17 protein-coding genes, 1 other RNA gene and 1 riboswitch are annotated in these 17571 nt (G+C 38.5%); of the genes, 7 read left to right on the top strand and 11 right to left on the bottom strand.

Translation table 11 applies throughout. The features are described from left to right. Position 1 precedes the first annotated feature (1 nt). The 7 genes from rsxG to sohB all read right to left on the bottom strand — a co-directional run bounded on the left by rsxG (position 2) and on the right by sohB (position 7640). Positions 2-625, bottom strand: a complete 624-nt coding sequence (gene rsxG / locus A8M50_RS05410) for an electron transport complex subunit RsxG (protein ID WP_005645362.1) — start codon at positions 623-625, stop codon at positions 2-4. Next, on the bottom strand, positions 625-1701 hold the full coding sequence (rsxD, locus tag A8M50_RS05405) for an electron transport complex subunit RsxD (RefSeq protein WP_005645341.1): 1077 nt from the start codon (positions 1699-1701) through the stop codon (positions 625-627). Before rsxD ends, rsxG begins: the two co-directional genes overlap by 1 nt. 4 nt (positions 1702-1705) lie before the next feature. Then, complete coding sequence (gene rsxC / locus A8M50_RS05400) at positions 1706-4078, bottom strand: electron transport complex subunit RsxC (protein WP_005645315.1); 2373 nt, start codon at positions 4076-4078, stop codon at positions 1706-1708. Continuing rightward, positions 4079-4660 (bottom strand): electron transport complex subunit RsxB, encoded by a 582-nt coding sequence (gene rsxB, locus A8M50_RS05395; protein WP_005645334.1) that lies wholly within the window; start codon positions 4658-4660, stop codon positions 4079-4081. 87 nt (positions 4661-4747) lie between these two features. Continuing rightward, positions 4748-5326, bottom strand: coding sequence for an electron transport complex subunit RsxA (gene rsxA, locus A8M50_RS05390; RefSeq protein ID WP_005645422.1), 579 nt, complete (start codon positions 5324-5326; stop codon positions 4748-4750). Positions 5327-5544: 218 nt separating this feature from the next. Then, positions 5545-6399: an OmpA family protein gene (locus A8M50_RS05385; protein WP_005645437.1), complete on the bottom strand. Its 855-nt coding sequence runs from the start codon at positions 6397-6399 to the stop codon at positions 5545-5547. Positions 6400-6578: 179 nt separating this feature from the next. Continuing rightward, entirely contained in the window at positions 6579-7640 is a 1062-nt protein-coding gene (sohB, locus tag A8M50_RS05380) for a protease SohB (RefSeq protein WP_005645354.1), read from the bottom strand. A 207-nt stretch (positions 7641-7847) separates the two neighbouring features. Here sohB and A8M50_RS05375 point away from each other — a divergent pair, with 207 nt between their 5' ends. Further along, positions 7848-8516, top strand: a complete 669-nt coding sequence (locus tag A8M50_RS05375; RefSeq protein WP_005645348.1) for a curli polymerization inhibitor CsgI-related protein — start codon at positions 7848-7850, stop codon at positions 8514-8516. A 67-nt stretch (positions 8517-8583) separates the two neighbouring features. Beyond that, on the top strand, positions 8584-10719 hold the full coding sequence (gene yccS / locus A8M50_RS05370) for a YccS family putative transporter (protein ID WP_005645320.1): 2136 nt from the start codon (positions 8584-8586) through the stop codon (positions 10717-10719). Positions 10720-10836: 117 nt separating this feature from the next. Here yccS and A8M50_RS05365 read toward each other — a convergent pair whose 3' ends face one another. Next, positions 10837-11379, bottom strand: coding sequence for a KdsC family phosphatase (locus A8M50_RS05365; RefSeq protein WP_005645398.1), 543 nt, complete (start codon positions 11377-11379; stop codon positions 10837-10839). A gap of 9 nt (positions 11380-11388) precedes the next feature. After that, the gene (locus A8M50_RS05360) at positions 11389-12324 is read right to left on the bottom strand and encodes a KpsF/GutQ family sugar isomerase (protein WP_005645419.1); all 936 of its coding nucleotides are present in this window, start codon (positions 12322-12324) and stop codon (positions 11389-11391) included. A gap of 160 nt (positions 12325-12484) precedes the next feature. Between A8M50_RS05360 and rnpB the strand changes: the two genes are divergently transcribed. After that, an RNA gene (gene rnpB, locus A8M50_RS05355) (RNase P RNA component class A) lies at positions 12485-12861 on the top strand. A 75-nt stretch (positions 12862-12936) separates the two neighbouring features. On the opposite strand, the gene ytfE is transcribed toward rnpB, so the two are convergent. Then, entirely contained in the window at positions 12937-13608 is a 672-nt protein-coding gene (gene ytfE, locus A8M50_RS05350) for an iron-sulfur cluster repair protein YtfE (RefSeq protein ID WP_005645487.1), read from the bottom strand. A gap of 315 nt (positions 13609-13923) precedes the next feature. Continuing rightward, positions 13924-14064: riboswitch (molybdenum cofactor riboswitch) on the top strand. Between ytfE and moaA the strand changes: the two genes are divergently transcribed. The 4 genes from moaA to moaE all read left to right on the top strand — a co-directional run bounded on the left by moaA (position 14053) and on the right by moaE (position 16335). After that, on the top strand, positions 14053-15066 hold the full coding sequence (moaA, locus tag A8M50_RS05345; protein ID WP_005645509.1) for a GTP 3',8-cyclase MoaA: 1014 nt from the start codon (positions 14053-14055) through the stop codon (positions 15064-15066). (Overlaps the previous riboswitch by 12 nt.) An 86-nt stretch (positions 15067-15152) precedes the next feature. Further along, positions 15153-15635, top strand: a complete 483-nt coding sequence (gene moaC / locus A8M50_RS05340; protein WP_005625811.1) for a cyclic pyranopterin monophosphate synthase MoaC — start codon at positions 15153-15155, stop codon at positions 15633-15635. A 1-nt stretch (position 15636) separates the two neighbouring features. Further along, the gene (gene moaD / locus A8M50_RS05335) at positions 15637-15882 is read left to right on the top strand and encodes a molybdopterin synthase sulfur carrier subunit (RefSeq protein ID WP_005645517.1); all 246 of its coding nucleotides are present in this window, start codon (positions 15637-15639) and stop codon (positions 15880-15882) included. Beyond that, a complete protein-coding gene (gene moaE, locus A8M50_RS05330) occupies positions 15883-16335 on the top strand; it encodes a molybdopterin synthase catalytic subunit MoaE (RefSeq protein WP_005645376.1) in 453 nt (150 codons plus the stop codon). Between the two features lie 45 nt (positions 16336-16380). Here the strand turns inward: moaE and A8M50_RS05325 are convergent, their stop codons facing one another. Beyond that, a complete protein-coding gene (locus tag A8M50_RS05325; protein WP_005645322.1) occupies positions 16381-17571 on the bottom strand; it encodes an amino acid aminotransferase in 1191 nt (396 codons plus the stop codon).

The following is a 17571-nucleotide window of genomic DNA, read 5'->3' as shown; positions in this document are numbered from 1 at the left end:
ATTATTTCACTTGTGTTGAAAGTTGTTGTAACAAGGCTTGGTTATTTAGCATGATTAATGCTGAGCGTTTAGTTTGATTCACCACTGCGCGAGGTGTAATGGTTGCACCAGAAAATTGATCAAATTTCCCGCCATCTTTTTTTACCGCCCATTCGCTTAAATTATGCTCATTAATCGATTGATGAGTGAAATTTAGAATCCAGTTGGAAATACGGAGTTCAATTTTATCGCCTAAGCCAGGAGTCTCATGGTGTTCGATTACTCGTACACCTAATATTTCACCTTTCGGATCTAATCCCACAAGCAAACGAATATCGCCAGAATAGCCATCAGGTGCAGTGGTTTCATAGGCATAGGCAGAAACATTTCCATCTTTTTTCGCAAAATAAATTTTCTGAATGCCCTCCAAATTTTTATCTTGAGGAATAACCGCACTTTCTAGCAAATTATTATTGAAATAATCTTGTGGAATGACCTGTAAAAGTAATTCTCGTTGTTGTGCCGCCATCACCGCGTCAATTTTATCTTTTGTTAGGAAAAAAATACCCGCAGAAATTGCTGTGCAGAGTAGGGCGACAAAGCCTAACAATATTCCGTAACGCGATGTGATTTTTACTGTGCCCATTATTTTTTCCCTTTTGTTGGATAACCAGATACTCGAGGACGCGTGTAATGATCGATAAGTGGAACGCAAATATTACTTAATAAAATTGCGAATGCTACACCATCTGGAAAGTTTCCGTGATAGCGAATGAGATAGACAAATAACCCCACTAATGCGCCAAAAATAATTTTTCCTCGTGGTGTAATGGAGGCTGTGACAGGATCTGTCGCAATAAAAAATGCGCCAAACATCATTGCGCCACTAACCAGTTGGCTAATCGCACTTAAATGCGTGAAGCCAGTAAAAGCGGTCGCTGTGGCTAAACAGAAAAAGGTGACAAGCATCGCCACTGGAATTTGCCAGTGAATGACACGTTTTAAAATAAGGAAAATTCCGCCCGCTAAGAAAGCCACGTTCACTTGCCACCAGCCTTGAGCAAAGTCGGTTCCATTACCCATAAAAATCGGCAGTTTAATTAATTCATAAAAATCATTTAATTGAGTGTGACTTTTATAGAAAATTTTTGCGCTATCCAAAGGTGTGGCTTGAGTGATGCCATCAATGTTATGCGTAAGTTGTGAAAGCGTGAATCCATCAGTGGTTAAACCTGAAAATATTAATGAGAACGCATCTGAAAAAGTCGGTGGTTCCTGTAATAAATTAATTGGTGGCATCCAAGTTGTCATTTGTAACGGGAATGAAATTAAAAGAATTACATAGCCAATCATCGCAGGATTGAATGGGTTTTGTCCTAAGCCACCATAAACCTGTTTACCTAATAAAACTGCACAAAGTGTTCCAATGATGATGATCCAATAAGGCGCATAAGGTGGAATAGCCATCGCCAAAATTAAAGCAGTCAGGGATACGCTGAAATCTGAAAGATAATTTAACGGCTTTTTGCCGCGTAATTTTATTGCAATAAATTCCGCAATAATTGCTGTACCAATGGCTAATACAGATTGAATCACCACGCCAAATCCAAAATAATAAATTTGCGTGAAAAAAGCTGGCATCATTGCCAAGATTACCCAAAGCATAATACGAGCTGTGAGTTTCCCCGAATGAGTATGAGGAGAGCTAACCATTTTAAACATTATTTTATTCCTGATTATTTTCTAATGTTGCTTGTGTTTTTGCCAATTTCTTTGCTTTTGCTCGAGCAATCGCAGCGGCTACAGCCGCTTTTTTCGGATCAAGTGCAGTTGAATTTTCGTCTGTTTTTTCTACCGCACTTTCTACGGTTTGAGTATTTGAGACTGGTTCAGAGGTTCCATTTGCTTGTGCAAGTTTTTTTGCTTTTGCACGGGCAATCGCTGCAGCTACCGCCGCTTTTTTCGGATCAAGTGCGGTTGAATTTTCTTGTATTTTTTCTACCGCATTTTCTACGGCTTGAGTACTTGGAACTGATTCTGTGGTTCCATTCTCTTGTGCAAGTTTTTTTGCTTTTGCACGAGCAATCGCTGCAGCTACCGCCGCTTTTTTCGGATCAAGTGCGGTTGAATTTTCTTCCGTTTTTTCTACTGCATTTTCTATGGCTTGAGTGCTTGGAACTGATTCTATTGTTCCCGCTTGCGCAAGTTTTTTCGCTTTTGCACGGGCAATCGCTGCAGCTACCGCTGCTTTTTTAGGATCAAGTGCGGCTGAATTTTCGTCTGTTTTTTCTACCGCACTTTCTACGGTTTGAGTATTTGAGACTGATTCAGCGGTTTCATTTGCTTGTGCAAGTTTTTTCGCTTTTGCTCGAGCAAGTGCGGCTGCAACCGCTGCTTTTTTCTCATCGGTTGGTTGAGTTTGTTGTTCTTGGTTTTCAACTTGAGATTCTACTTGCTGACGAGCCAGACGACGGGCTTTACGTTGTGCCATTAAATCAGCGTTATCAGGTAAAACTTCCCCTTTTTCTGAGGTAATCGTTTTAACTTGTACTGATTCTGTTTCATTGGATTTTTTCGCTTTCAAGCGTTCTAGCGCCGCTTTAACAGGATCTTCACCTTTGGTTTGCGCTAATTCTTCTCGACGTGCTTCTGCTGCACGTTGTGAACGTGCTTTACGCTCTTGTTCTTCACGTTCCATTCGCGCTTGTTTCGCTTCAAAGCGAATTTTGGCTTCATCTGATTTTTTCTGTTTTTCTTTTATTTGACAAATTTTTGCTTTTTCTTGGCGGAAATACTGAATCAGCGGAATATGGCTTGGGCATACGTAGGCACAAATCCCGCACTCGATACAATCTTTGAGGGAGTATTCTTCCGATTTTTTGTGATCTTCACTACGCGCAAACCAGTAGAGTTGCTGTGGCATCAAGTTGACTGGGCAGGCATCAGAACAGCTAGAACAGCGAATACAAGCTTGTTCAGGCTCTGGTTCTGCATATTCAAAATAGTCTGGTGCAAGCAAGCAGTTGACAATTTTTGTCACTGGTGCATTGAGATTGGAAAGTTCCAATCCCATCATTGGCCCCCCCGCAAATACAGGATAACGTTCATCAAACTGATAGCCAGCGAGCGTCAATACTTGAGAAATTGGTGTACCAAGTCGGACCCAATAATTACCTTTTTCAGGAATTTTATCACCTGTAAGGGTGACGACACGTTCAATTAAAGGTTCGTCATTTATAACCGCTCTTTTAATTGCAAAGGCTGTACCAACATTATGCATCAGTACGCCAATACTAGAAGAACGCGCACCACTTGGCACTTCCATTCCTGTAAGCAAATAAATAAGCTGTTTTGCGGCACCCGAAGGATATTTTGTTGGAATCACTCGAACGCTAATGTCATTTGCTCCTTGTAGCGCTTTACGAATTACCTCTATTGCTTCAGGTTTGTTATCTTCAATGGCGATGACTACGTTTTCAGGTCGTAGGATATAACGCAAAATACGAATGCCTTCTATGATTTCATCGGCGCGTTCACGCATAAGACGATCATCACAAGTGATATAAGGCTCACATTCTGCACCATTGATAATTAAGAGTTTAACTTTTTTCTCTGCTGATTGAATTTTAGCGGCAGTCGGAAATACTGCACCGCCCAAGCCAGCTATACCAGCTTGATAGATTTTGTTAATGAGTTGTTCTGGCGAGAGTGTTAAAAAGTCATCAATAGGATTACGCTCTAGCCATTGATCCAAGCCATCTGCTTGCAAATGAATTGCAGGTTCATCAAGACCAGACGGATGTGCGGCAACATAAGGTTTAATCGATTTAATTGAGCCTGAAGTTGGCGCATGAACGGGTAGCATACGTAAGCCATCACCTTGTGTTAAGGGCTGACCTTTTAATACGTAATCGCCTTCCTTTACTAAAAGGTTACCTATTGTTCCTGCGTGCTGTTTAAGAGGAATATAAAAATCCGTGACTAAAGGGTGATGACGTAATGGCTGTGAATTAGATTGTGATTTCATTTCAGGCGGATGAATGCCACCTTTGAAATCCCATAATTTACCGGAATTGAAACGAGATAATACGTCCGCCATTTATTCCCCCACAACCAATTTTTTCTCAGTACCATTTACATTCATTACTGGAATGACTAATTTTGCATCAAACTTCCAATCCCAATTATCGATATTTTTTTTCACGGGAATCATTGATATACAATCTGTTGGGCAGGGTGCTACGCAAAGTTCACAACCCGTACAGAGATCTGGAATGATCGTATGCATGAATTTATTTGTACCAATAATGGCATCAACAGGACAGGCTTGAATGCATTTTGTGCAGCCAATACACATATTTTCATCAATAAAAGCGACTTTCTCGATAGGTTCTTCTACACCATCCATTGCTGGCACATCAACACCTAAAATCTCTGCAATTTTTACAATGGTAGGTTGACCACCTGGAATACATTTTGTGATTTCTTCTCCATTGCAAATAGCTTCAGCATAAGGTTTGCAGCCTGGATAACCACATTGTCCACATTGGCTTTGTGGCAAAATAGAGTCAATTTTTTCCACAATGGGATCGACCTCAACTTTGAGTTTAAGTGAAGCAAAGCCTAAAATCGCACCGAAAATTAAAGCGAGTAAAGTGATTATGATGAATAGAAGGGTCATTATTTCTTTCTTTTTCCTGAAAAATACTGAGAGAACCCAATAAATAAAATCAAAATGGTAATAGCCATTAAAAGATAGATCATTTTATTACTTCACTAGTCCTGTGAATCCCATAAAAGCAAGAGACATCAAACCAGCTGTGATAAGGGCGATAGATGAACCTTTGAAAGTTAAAGGTACATCAGCCGCGACAAGACGTTCACGAAGCGCAGCAAAAAGCACTAATACAAGTGCAAACCCAAGAGATGCACCAAAACCATAAACGACAGATTCCGTTAAATTATGAGCAAGATTTACATTTAATAATGCAACACCGAGAACTGCACAGTTTGTGGTTATCAAAGGCAAGAAAATTCCAAGTAAGCGATATAGCGTTGGGCTAGTTTTATTTATCACCATTTCGGTAAATTGTACAACTACGGCAATAACCAAAATAAATACTAATGTGCGTAAAAAAGTAGCATTCAAGGGAAAAAGAATATAATGATCAACTAAATATGCGCAAAGGGAAGCGACTGTTAATACAAACATTGTTGCTAACCCCATTCCCACTGCGGTTTCAATTTTTTTGGATACGCCCATAAAAGGACAAAGTCCTAAGAATTTCACCAATACAAAGTTGTTAATCAGCGCAGTGCCGATAATTAATAAAATATAGTGTGTCATTACTTTCTGCCTTGTGTATAAGTCGGCTATTATCCTCATTTATAGGCGCGATAACAATAGAAAATTTGGGGTAGGAGAAAGAGAAAATTTAAATTTTCATATTTTGTTAAATATGAATAAAAAAGTGCAGCTAATCATTTAAATGATTAGCTGCACAATATTTGGATTAACAATACTCAACTTATGTGAGTAGAGTACTGTTTGAAGTTCAATATCAATTATTTTTGATATAGTTTTGCTGGACCTTGAGTACCACCGTTAACTTGACCACCTTCTTGTAATTTTAATACAGAACCAGAAGCAGTGATCTCAACGCGACGATTAGGGCGTAAACAATCTTTTAATGCTTGACCATGTGGAATACCATCACAAGCTTTCACTTGAGGGTTTTTACCGTAGCCAACAGCGGTAATTTGAGTATTCACACCATCTTCAATTAAACGTGCTTTAACACGATCAGCACGACGTTGTGAAAGATTTAAGTTATAAGCATCAGAACCTAAACGGTCTGTGTAACCCGCAACTTTAACATCTTTAGCACCAGTAGATTTTAATTGAGATGCTACGCTATCAACAACTTGTTTACCTTGTGCAGTTAAAGTGTCTTTGTTGAAGTCAAATAAGAAGTCACCACTTAAATTGAATGCTGAATTACCGTTACAGCCATTTGGATACCAGAAGAAGCTTTGTGCATTATGGTTTTTATCAAATAATACTTTGTATTGGCAAACTTTATGTGCACCATCTTCACGATAGTTGAACACGTAATCCCATTCAGATACACCATATAGGCCTTCAGTGAAGTGTGGATCACCGATTAATTGACGAATCTGATCTTTGTTCATACCATTTTCAATCATACGAACATTATCCCAATTTGGCCAAGTACCGAATTGGCTACCATCATGGTTGAATTTTGCTGAGTCAATTTTAGGCCATACTAATTGAGGTACTTGTTGACCATTTACATCTTTATACTCTGGAGTACCTGCGTCAGTAACTTTGCTTAAGTTGCCACAAGCAGCAGCAGTTGCGATAGCAACAGTTGATAATAAAATACGAGATAATTTCATTGGCTTTACCTTTTATTTGTTAGAAACCCTATAAAGGGCATAACTAAACTTTATGAATAAAATATAACAAAACTGTTAAAGTTTCGGGTGCATATACTAATGGCAAAAAATCGCCTTGTAAATAATAAAATCAGTAAATTAGCCCTCTTTTTTGTAAAGGAATGTAAAGATATCTATTTTTAATGTATAAAATCATTTGCTCGCTTTGTAGCATAACGATGAACAATATTTACCGCACTTTCTTCAGCTTGACGACCTAATTTTTTTATTAAGGATTTTTTCAAGCGATACTTCACACTTAATACATCTTTTTCCTTCATTTTCTCCAAAATCAAATCATCACTGGTTGAAATTTCATCGACTAATTTCAAGTCAATTGCTTGTTGACCAAACCAATGTTCCCCAGTAGCAATTTTATCAATATCTACACAAGGGCGATTTTGTGAGACGAATTGTTTAAATAATTGATGTGTTTCTTCCAACTCTTGTTGAAATTTTTGTTTACCTTTTTCGGTATTCTCACCTAATACAGTTACTGTGCGTTTAAACTCACCCGCAGTCATCACATCTACATCAACATCATATTTTTTCAATAAACGATGAACGTTTGGAATTTGTGCTACGACGCCGATAGAACCAATAACAGCAAAAGGCGCAGATACAATTTTATCTGCTACACAAGCCATCATATAACCGCCACTTGCTGCAACCTTATCTACAGCGATGGTTAATTTTATGCCTTTTTGTTTCAAACGAGACAACTGAGAGGCTGCAAACCCATAATCATGAACAATACCGCCGGGGCTTTCTAAACGTAATAATACTTCGTCTTCTGGTGTTGCTACATTTAAGATTGCTGAAATTTCTTCTCGAAGTGCGGTCGTTTCTGACGCTGAAATATCACCATGAAAATCTAAGACATACACACAGCTTTTCTTTTCGTCATCTAAGGTTTCACCTTTTTTTAATTTTTCTTTACGTTTTTTAGCCTTTTGTTTTTCAGCTTTTTTCTCTGCTTTAGCTTGCTGTTTTAGTTCTTCTTCTGAAAGATTAAAATCACGCAACACACGAACTTGATGATCAAATTCTTCAGATAAATCTTTAATTTCTAATTCCCCTATTTTAGATTTGTTATGTTGACGATAAGAAATCACCAAACCAACAATAGCAAGAATGAGTAATAAAATTGTTAGAATTTCCAGAATGAAAATTCCATAGCCAGTTAAAATATCGTTTAACATTGTTACTCCTATTGATATTTTATAGATTACATTGTGCTTGGTACTAGTCGTGACTAGTCTAGGCATTAACATGATAAAATATTGTGATTATTTGTGCTATTACAACAAAGATTTTTTAAACTAATTCTCACTTTTTTTATTTTCATTTCTGCTGATTTAGCATAGCATAAGGAACGATTTCATTTTCATTTATAAAAAGGAGTAATTATGAAATTACGTGCTGTTGTATTAGGTCTTGCAACATTATGTGCTAGCACAGCGACTTTTGCTGGCATGGTTTCTACTTCATCTAACCTTGAGCTTTTAGCCATTGATGGTCAAAAGGCATCTAAATCTCTTGCGAAGGATGCTAAAACCTTTGCTGTGAATGACACCCAAAACCATCAGGTTGTTGTTCGTTTAAGTGAAATTATTGGTTCTGGATCTAGCCAAACCCTTTTTGAATCTAACCCAGTAATCGTGACATTCCAAGGCAATGCAGAGGATCTTGTTATTTCGGCGCCAGCTATTCGTGGTCGTTCTGAAGGTGATAAATTCAATGAGATGCCAAGTATTAGCGTGAAAACAAAATCAGGCAATACGCTTTCAGCAAAAGTGGATGTGTTAAAACAAGAAGGTTTATTCCCAAGTGCTAATGTGGTGAATGATCTTGCTGAATATAATGCGTCTGGTGCAATCGCATCTGTTGCTGCATTTGCTGCAACCACAGCTGCTAGCCCAATGGTCGCTACTCCAGCAAGTAATGCAAAAGCGAATAAAGGTAAAGTGGTTGTTCAAGGTGAAAACGTTGCAGAGCAACAGCTCCAATATTGGTTCCAACAAGCTGATAAAGAAACTCAGACACGTTTCTTAAATTGGGCAAAATCCCATAAATAATTACTGCACTTCATACAATAAAAAGTGAGCCTTGTTGCTCACTTTTCTATTTTGATAAGGATTTGAAATGAATATTCGGTTAAATGCCAAAGTAATCGCTACGATTCCTGTTTTTATTGCTGTAAATATTGCGGCAGTGGGAATATGGGCTTTTGATATTTCTTCGCAATCAATGCCTTTGATTCTAGGGATCATTGCAGGTGGTTTGGTGGATTTGGATAACCGTTTAACTGGACGATTGAAAAACGTATTTTTCACGCTCATTGCTTTTTCTATTTCATCCTTTATTGTGCAGCTACATATCGGTAAGCCTATCCAATATATTGTGTTAATGACGGTGCTGACATTTATTTTCACCATGATTGGCGCCGTGGGGCAGCGTTATAGCACGATTGCTTTTGGTTCATTAGTGGTTGCTCTTTATACCACATTGACTTATGTGCCAGAAGGAAATGTATGGTTTATTAATCCCGTAATGATTTTATGCGGTACCTTGCTGTATAGCGTGGTGACTCTGATTGTTTACCTGTTTTTCCCAAATCGTCCCGTGCAAGAAAGTGTCGCTAAAGCGTTTTGTGCATTGGGTGAATATTTAGATACCAAATCCTGTTTTTTTGATCCTGACGAAGTGGCTGAGATTGAAAAAAAACATCTTAATTTCGCGATGAAAAATGCGAATGTTGTCGTGGCATTTAATATCGTGCGCACTGCACTTTTTTACCGTATTAGAGGGCAACATCGCCATCCTCGTACCCAGAGAATGTTACGTTACTATTTTGCCGCGCAAGACATTCATGAGCGCGCCAATTCTACGCATTTTGATTATCAACAAATAACAGAAAAACTAAAAAATACAGATTTGATTTTCCGTATTCAACGTTTGTTAGAGCTACAAGCACAATCGTGTAAAGAAATTACCGCGAGTTTGCGTGAAAATAAACCTTATCATTTTAATGAACGTGTCGAACGTGCACTTTTAGGCACCTTGCATTCCTTTGATCTATATCGAGTGCAACATCTCAATGATCAAGATGAACTGATTGATATTCAAACCTTGTTAGATAATTTACAAAGTATCAACTGGCAACTTCGCCAATTGGCACAAGAAATGATGGATACAGAACAATTAGCTCAAATTCATACGGAACAAATCACTGGGTTAAAAAATATAAGTGCAGTGATTTTTAGCCATTTTACTTTTGAGTCACCGTTGTTCCGACATGCGGTACGATTATCTATTGTGGTATTTCTGTGCTGTGCAATTGTTGAATTTTTCCAATTTAATCTTGGTTATTGGATTTTATTGACCACTGTATTTGTGTGTCAGCCAAACTATTCTGCAACTAAAGTACGTTTACGCCAGCGCATTATTGGCACGATATTAGGTGTAGTGGTAGGGTCTCTATTACCTTATTTAAATCCAACCTTAGAATTAAAACTGGGTCTTGTGGTGCTTACAAGTACATTGTTCTTTTTCTTCCGTAGTAATAATTATAGTTTTTCAACCTTTTTCATCACACTACAAGTTTTGCTGAGTTTTGATGTCATGGGATTTGATACGGCAGCTGCGTTAATGCCACGTTTACTCGATACTTTACTTGGTGCGGCGATTTCATGGTTTGCAGTATCTTACTTATGGCCAGATTGGAAATATTTGCAACTTGATAAAGTGAGCCATCAAGCATTGCGTAGTGATGCGGTATATTTATTGCATATTATTAGCCAATTGCAATTTGGTAAAAGTGACGATCTTAAATATCGCATAGCACGTCGTAATGCGCATCAATATGCTGCCGCACTGAGTACAACACTTTCTAATATGAATAATGAGCCAGTGAAATATAAGGCATATTTACAGAAAGGTTTTGATTTGCTCAAGCTTAATTATTCTCTATTAAGCTATATTTCGGCCCTTGGCGCTTATCGCGACAGAATGAAAAATTTGCAACAGACCGCACAGTTTTTATCTGGTTTTTATCCCGTGGCAAAGAAAATTATCTATACCTTAGAACACATTGAAGAAATACCCGAAGCTATTTTTAACCAACAGCAAGAACGTATTGAAACATATTTAAAAGAATTAGAAAAACAAGAGATGACCGCAGAAGAACGAGCCGTCTTTAGTTTACCGTATCAGCAATTAAATTTGATTACGCAACTCTTACCGCAGTTCTATGAGTATTTTAGGAAAGAATCTTGTTAAAGAGTATGGGATCGTTATAAATATAAAAGTGCGGTTGATTTTTGAGAGATTTTAAAACACCTTGAAAATTAACCGCACTTTATTTTTTATTAAGCAATAACACTGACGAATGAGTTATTACTGTCCCATGTTTTTCACTGATTTTAGGAAACCTTGAGCACTATCAAACACAGAAGATTTTCCCTGTGCCAGTAAAATCATGTCGGACATTTCTCGGAAGGCACCTTTGCCGCCATTGGTAGAAAGTATATGATCAACGGCATTCTTCACATAAATAGGGGCATCAGCCACAGCAAAAGAAGTTCCACACGCTGCAAAGGCGGGAAGATCTACGCTATCATCGCCAATATAAGCGGTTTGCTCGGCGGTGACGCCTGCTTGTTTCATGAGTTCAAAACAAGCCGTTTCTTTTTCAAGTTTGCCAAGAAAGAATAATTTAATACCAAGATCGGCAATGCGACGACGTAAAATAGGGGAGTCGCGACCAGAAAGCACTGCCACTTGAATATCCGCATCCATCAGCATTTTTATGCCTAAACCATCTCGTACATGAAAGCTTTTGATGGCTTCACCATTGGCATCATAATGGAGTTGTCCATCGGTGAGTACGCCGTCTACATCAGTAATGACAAATTTAATGTTTTCTAATTTTTGTTGCATTGGGATTCCTTAGCTTGAAAATTCCACTAAACCCACTACGTGATTTTTATCATTAACAACGACTAGCGAGTGAATTTTTTTCGCTTTCATAAAGTCTTCTGCTTTGGATAAAAATTCGTCTTGATGAATAGTTTTTGGTGAACTTGTCATAAAATCTTTGGCTGTTTTATTCAGCGTTTCTGCACCATTGGCTGTAAGCGCGCGGCGAATATCGCCATCTGTGATAATGCCTTTAAGTTGCTCGTTTTCCATCACTAAGGCAACGCCCATTCGCCCTTCATTCATGACTGTGAGGCAGTCAGTAAAATTGGTGGTCGGTAAAATTGTTGGTAGGCGAGTTTGCATTTGATCTTTCACTTTACATAATAAACGACGACCAAGACTGCCACCTGGATGGAATTTAGCAAAGTCAGCTGGTTGGAAATTGCGTGCCGTAATAAGTGATACGGCGAGTGCATCGCCAAGTGCCAGCGTTACAAGTGCGGATGTTGTTGGTGCAAGATTATTCGGACACACCTCTCGCTCAACAGTAATGTCTAAAACATAATCTGCATGGCGTGCGAGCGTGGAATTTTTGTTACTCGTCACGGCAATAATTTTATTACCAAAATTTTTTAAACTTGGAATCAGTTTGTTGACATCATCGGTTTCACCGCTATAGGAAATTAACATCACGATATCAATTGGTTTCAACATACCTAAATCACCGTGGAAGGCTTCCGTCGGATGTAAAAAGAAACTTGGTGTGCCCGTAGAGGCAAATGTAGCCACCATTTTTTTACCGATTAAACCAGATTTCCCTATCCCGCCGATGACTAATCGTCCTTCGCAAGCAAGGATTAAATCGACGACTTGATTAAAATCCTCGCCTAAACTCTGGCTGAGTTGCAAAAGTGCGTTACTTTCCACTGAAAGGGAATCCTGTGCAATTTTTAGATAGTTCATTCTTCTTCCTAAAAGAGCGGTTGAAATTGGCGTTATTTTAGCGGAATCATAAAAAAATACGAATGAAAAATTAGGCATTATTGTTTATAAGATTGATGAGCAATATTCAAAAATTGGGGATTTTATTGACCGCACTAATGATTGCCCCTATACTACGCGCCGAGTTGGTTAGACAATCGCTGGTTTATTGAAGCCCTTAACCGTATTTATACGACCTAGTGGGACAAGTAAACGAGAGGAAAGTCCGAGCTACACAGGGCAGAGTGCCGGATAACGTCCGGGCGGCGTGAGCCGACGACCAGTGCAACAGAGAGCAGACCGCCGTGTAAACGGTAAGGGTGAAAGGGTGCGGTAAGAGCGCACCGTGCCTCCGGTAACGGTTGGCAGCAGGGTAAACTCCACTCGTAGCAAGACCAAATAGGAATCCAATGAGTGGCCCGCTCAGGATTCGGGTAGGTTGCTTGAGCGGCAGAGTAATTTGTCGCCTAGAGGAATGATTGTCCACGACAGAACTCGGCTTATCGACCAACTCAAAATTTTTGTGGAAATGACCGCACTTTAGTTTATTTTTCGGAATAGATTAAAGTGCGGTTATTTTTTGATGAGTATGAATTATTTTTCGTTTAATACACGTGGAAATAAAATATTATTTTCCAAATGAATATGGTGCATTAAATCATCAATAAATTCATTAATACCGCTATATAAGGCTTTCCAACTGAAACAAGCATCTGCAGGTGGCGTGCAGTTATTAGTAAGTGATTTGATCACTTCCACATCTTGTCCTGCTTCATCGTGTTCCATTTCCATTACACGAATTGGCATTGAGGCCATAGCATAATTCCCCATTTTGATCATTGGGAACAAAATTTGTTCTTCTTTCATTAAATGCTGGCTAAGTTCAGCATAAATTTTTTCTAATTGTGCCGCTACGCCGACAGGGCAGTCATCACGATCACCATGTACATTTTCTACTTTCTCCGCCAATGTAATTAATTCTGGGAGTTGTTCACGATGGCGATTATGAAAACGAGTAATAATGTGATCGATCATCTCTGCATAAGATGCCGAAGTCCAATCTTTATCATTATTTTCTGCTTTACTTTGTTGTAAATCAGTTAAACGTTTTTCAATTTCAGCAAGGTTAAGATTCTTTTGTTGCGCTGCGACTTCTAATAATACAGAACCTCCACAGCAAAAATCTAAATCATATTCACGAAAAATTTTAGTTGCACCTGGAATTGAAACAGCGAGTTCGCTAAGTTTTTGTTGGGCAAAAGACATAAATCACTCCTATATTGATTAAGTAAAAATAAATCCGATAAAAATAGTAGGATATTTTTCTGATTATGAAAAGTAGAGAGATTTATTTATTGATTAAATTATGATTTAAATCAATAAAAATACCTCATAATAATCAGCTAAAAATTTATGGTTATTTATATAAATAGGATTAATTATCACTAATGAGCCAGTCTCATATTCATTATGTATTTTTTTATATAATTGATTTTTAAGAATTTAGGAAAATACTGATTTTCATCAATATTATTGATTGTGTTTATGAAGTGAAATCTTTTAGAATGACGACAAATTAAATTTAACGCATAACTCCGAGCTTGTTTAGCCTAAGTTTCATAGAAATACGGCGACAAGCCAATAACGCCGTGTGTTATTCAGGGATACGCTGGAAACGGTTTATCCTCTCCGTATTTAGAAAGGTGTAAAATGCAATCCATTCCTATTAAAAACGTAGGAGAGTCTCGCTTAGTCGATCCTTTTCAACGCCAATATTACTATCTACGACTGTCGATTACCGATCAGTGCAATTTCCGTTGTACCTATTGTTTACCTGATGGTTATCAACCCGAAGCTAACAAACCAAGTTTCTTAACCTTAAAAGAAATTACCCATCTTGCTCAAGCATTTGCTGAAATGGGCACCGAAAAGATCCGTTTAACGGGTGGCGAACCGACTTTACGCAAAGATTTTATTTCTATTGCAGAAAGCATCGCTAACATTGATGGCATTCGTCAATTAGCCGTTACGACAAACGGCTATCGAATGGCAAAAGATGTGGCTGATTGGAAGAAAGCAGGGATTACGTCTATTAACGTCAGTGTTGATAGCTTAGATCCAAAAATGTTCCATCAAATTACAGGCATTAATAAATTTGATGACGTGATGCGTGGTATCGATCGTGCATTTGAGGTGGGCTACAACAAAGTTAAAGTTAATTCAGTTTTGATGAAAAATTTGAATGATAAAGAGTTTGAACAATTCCTTACTTGGGTGAAAGATCGCCCGATTCAAATGCGTTTTATTGAACTCATGCAAACGGGCGAAATGGATAGTTTCTTTGATAAACACCATCTTTCTGGGCAAGTCTTAGCGGATAAATTGCTGAAAAATGGTTGGACATTACAGCATAAATCCCACACGGATGGCCCTGCAAAAGTCTTTACACATCCTGATTATGCAGGCGAAATTGGCTTAATTATGCCTTATGAGAAGAATTTCTGTGCAAGCTGTAATCGTCTCAGAGTGTCAGCGAAGGGCAAACTTCATCTTTGTTTATTTGGCGAAGAAGGTATTGAATTACGTGATTTATTGCAATCCCATGAACAGCAGGATATTTTACAGGCTCGTATTTTTGCCGCACTTCAAGGTAAACGTGAGCATCATTACTTACATGTTGGCGATAGTGGCGTAAGAAACCATTTGGCTTCTATTGGTGGCTAAAAGAAAATAGGTGAATTTTGCTATTCACTTATTTTCTTTGCCACACATGTAAAACATTTAATATTTTAACCGCACTTTATTTTATTATGACTACATTTACGCATATCAATTCTCAAGGCGAAGCCAATATGGTGGATGTTTCTGCAAAAGCAGAGACTGTTCGTGAAGCTCGTGCTGAAGCCATTGTCACCATGTCAAAAGAAACCCTTGCTATGATCGTGGAAGGCAAACATCACAAAGGCGATGTATTTGCTACAGCACGTATTGCAGGTATTCAAGCGGCAAAACGTACTTGGGAACTTATCCCGCTTTGCCATCCATTGTTACTTTCTAAAGTGGAAGTGAATTTAGAACCGTTACTTGAAACCAATCAAGTTCGTATTCAATCTCTTTGTAAATTAACCGGAAAAACCGGCGTAGAAATGGAAGCATTAACGGCAGCAAGCGTAGCAGCCTTAACCATTTACGATATGTGTAAAGCCGTACAAAAAGACATGGTGATTGAGCACGTTCGCCTGTTAGAAAAGAGCGGTGGAAAATCCGGTCATTTTATTGCGGAGGAAAAATAAGATGTTAAATGTTTTATTTTTTGCTCAAACTCGCGAATTAATTGGCGTTGATTCCATTCAATTAGAAGATGATTTTGCCACTGCGGAAGCAGTGCGTGAACATCTTGCTCAAAAAGGCGATAAGTGGGCATTGGCACTTGAAGAAGGGAAGCTTTTAGTAGCGATTAATCAAACTTTGACGCCGTTAGAAAGTGCGGTCAAAAATGGGGATGAAATTGCGTTTTTCCCACCGGTAACAGGAGGCTAAATGGCTGATATTCAAATTTCAGTACAAGAACAACCTTTTGATCAAAATGCCGTTTACCAATGGCTATCTGAGCAACATTCGGTTGGCGCAACGGTTATTTTCGTGGGTAAAGTACGGGATCTTAATTTAGGCGATGAGGTATCCAGTTTATACTTAGAACATTATCCTGCAATGACAGAAAAAGCCTTACGTGAAATTGTAGAACAGGCGAAAGCGCGTTGGGATATCCAGCGAGTATCTGTAATTCATCGTGTGGGACTTTTACATACCGGCGATGAAATTGTTTTAGTCGGCATCAGTTCTGCTCACCGAGGTGATGCCTACCATGCTAATGAATTTATTATGGACTTCTTAAAATCCAAAGCGCCGTTCTGGAAAAAAGAACAAACTGATCAAGGTGAACGTTGGATTGAAGCGAGAGAAAGCGATAAAGAAGCGTTAGAGAAGTGGTAATGGCAAAGTGCGGTTAAACTTAACCGCACTTTTGCTTTTTATGAATTAAAGCACTTTCACAATGCTTTCACATAAATAACGAATATTATCTTCAGTAATACCCGCCACATTGATACGACCAGAACGAACAGCGTAAATCGCAAATTCTTCTTTTAAGCGATCAACTTGTTCAGGTGATAAGCCGCTGAAAGAGAACATACCGTTTTGTTCCATGATAAAGCTGAAATCTTGCTCTGCACCGTATTCTTTTAATAACTGAACGAATAAATGACGCATTTTTTTGATACGTTCACGCATTTCAGTTAATTCATTTTCCCATTCTTGACGAAGTTTCGGATCATTTAACACTGTTGCTACGGTCGCTCCACCGTGAGATGCAGGGTTAGAGTAGAGTGTACGAATAATTGATTTCACCTGTGTTAAAGCGGTGGAAGCAATTTCTGCATTTTCAGCCACAAGGGTAAAGGCACCTACACGCTCATTGTATAAACCAAAGTTTTTCGAGAATGAACTTGCTACTAATAATTCTTTGTGGTTTGCCGCAAAAGCACGTAAACCGTAAGCATCTTCATCTAAGCCATTGGCTAAACCTTGATAAGCAAAGTCAAAGAGTGGTAACCAGCCATTTTTTGCCGAAAGTGTAGCTAATTCTTGCCATTGTTCAGGGGTTGGATCAATACCAGTTGGGTTGTGGCAGCAACCGTGTAAAAGCACCACATCACCTTCGCTTGCTTGGCTTAAATCTTCGAGTAAATGTTCCCAATAAAGGGCTTTACGTTCAGCATCATAATAACGATATTCACGAATCGTCATGCCGACAGCATTGAAAATGGCATTGTGATTTGGCCATGTTGGTGTGCTGATCCAAACATTTTGTGCTTTGGTTTGACGTTTAATAAATTCAGCCGCAATGCGTAATGCACCTGTTCCGCCTAAACTTTGTACTGTTCTCGCACGATTAGATTTAATGATTTCAGAATCTTTACCGAAAAGTAGCGCTTTTGTTCGTTCGTTATAATCCGCAATACCATCGATAGTCAGATAATTCTTCGTTTTTTCGTTATCAAATAAGCGTTTTTCTGCTTCTTTGACCGCACGCATAATCGGGGTTGTGCCTTGCGCATCTTTATAAACGCCAATACCTAAATTGATTTTATTTTCACGCGTTTCAGATTTGAATGCTTCGCCTAAGCCTAAGATAGGATCGGCTGGTGCCGCTTTGATATGTTCAAACAT

Source organism: Haemophilus haemolyticus, assembly GCF_001679045.1.
GTDB lineage: Bacteria > Pseudomonadota > Gammaproteobacteria > Enterobacterales > Pasteurellaceae > Haemophilus > Haemophilus haemolyticus.
The sequence above is the reverse complement of the archived record's forward strand: the minus strand, read 5'-3'. Positions and strand labels throughout refer to the sequence as shown.

Excerpts from the sequence above, each read along its gene's own strand:
- rsxG (WP_005645362.1), bottom strand. The coding sequence starts at position 625 with ATGGGCACAGTAAAAATCACATCGCGTTACGGAATATTGTTAGGCTTT.
- rsxD (WP_005645341.1), bottom strand. The coding sequence starts at position 1,701 with ATGTTTAAAATGGTTAGCTCTCCTCATACTCATTCGGGGAAACTCACA.
- rsxC (WP_005645315.1), bottom strand. The coding sequence starts at position 4,078 with ATGGCGGACGTATTATCTCGTTTCAATTCCGGTAAATTATGGGATTTC.
- rsxB (WP_005645334.1), bottom strand. The coding sequence starts at position 4,660 with ATGACCCTTCTATTCATCATAATCACTTTACTCGCTTTAATTTTCGGT.
- rsxA (WP_005645422.1), bottom strand. The coding sequence starts at position 5,326 with ATGACACACTATATTTTATTAATTATCGGCACTGCGCTGATTAACAAC.
- A8M50_RS05385 (WP_005645437.1), bottom strand. The coding sequence starts at position 6,399 with ATGAAATTATCTCGTATTTTATTATCAACTGTTGCTATCGCAACTGCT.
- sohB (WP_005645354.1), bottom strand. The coding sequence starts at position 7,640 with ATGTTAAACGATATTTTAACTGGCTATGGAATTTTCATTCTGGAAATT.
- A8M50_RS05375 (WP_005645348.1), top strand. The coding sequence starts at position 7,848 with ATGAAATTACGTGCTGTTGTATTAGGTCTTGCAACATTATGTGCTAGC.
- yccS (WP_005645320.1), top strand. The coding sequence starts at position 8,584 with ATGAATATTCGGTTAAATGCCAAAGTAATCGCTACGATTCCTGTTTTT.
- A8M50_RS05365 (WP_005645398.1), bottom strand. The coding sequence starts at position 11,379 with ATGCAACAAAAATTAGAAAACATTAAATTTGTCATTACTGATGTAGAC.
- A8M50_RS05360 (WP_005645419.1), bottom strand. The coding sequence starts at position 12,324 with ATGAACTATCTAAAAATTGCACAGGATTCCCTTTCAGTGGAAAGTAAC.
- ytfE (WP_005645487.1), bottom strand. The coding sequence starts at position 13,608 with ATGTCTTTTGCCCAACAAAAACTTAGCGAACTCGCTGTTTCAATTCCA.
- moaA (WP_005645509.1), top strand. The coding sequence starts at position 14,053 with ATGCAATCCATTCCTATTAAAAACGTAGGAGAGTCTCGCTTAGTCGAT.
- moaC (WP_005625811.1), top strand. The coding sequence starts at position 15,153 with ATGACTACATTTACGCATATCAATTCTCAAGGCGAAGCCAATATGGTG.
- moaD (WP_005645517.1), top strand. The coding sequence starts at position 15,637 with ATGTTAAATGTTTTATTTTTTGCTCAAACTCGCGAATTAATTGGCGTT.
- moaE (WP_005645376.1), top strand. The coding sequence starts at position 15,883 with ATGGCTGATATTCAAATTTCAGTACAAGAACAACCTTTTGATCAAAAT.
- A8M50_RS05325 (WP_005645322.1), bottom strand. The coding sequence starts at position 17,571 with ATGTTTGAACATATCAAAGCGGCACCAGCCGATCCTATCTTAGGCTTA.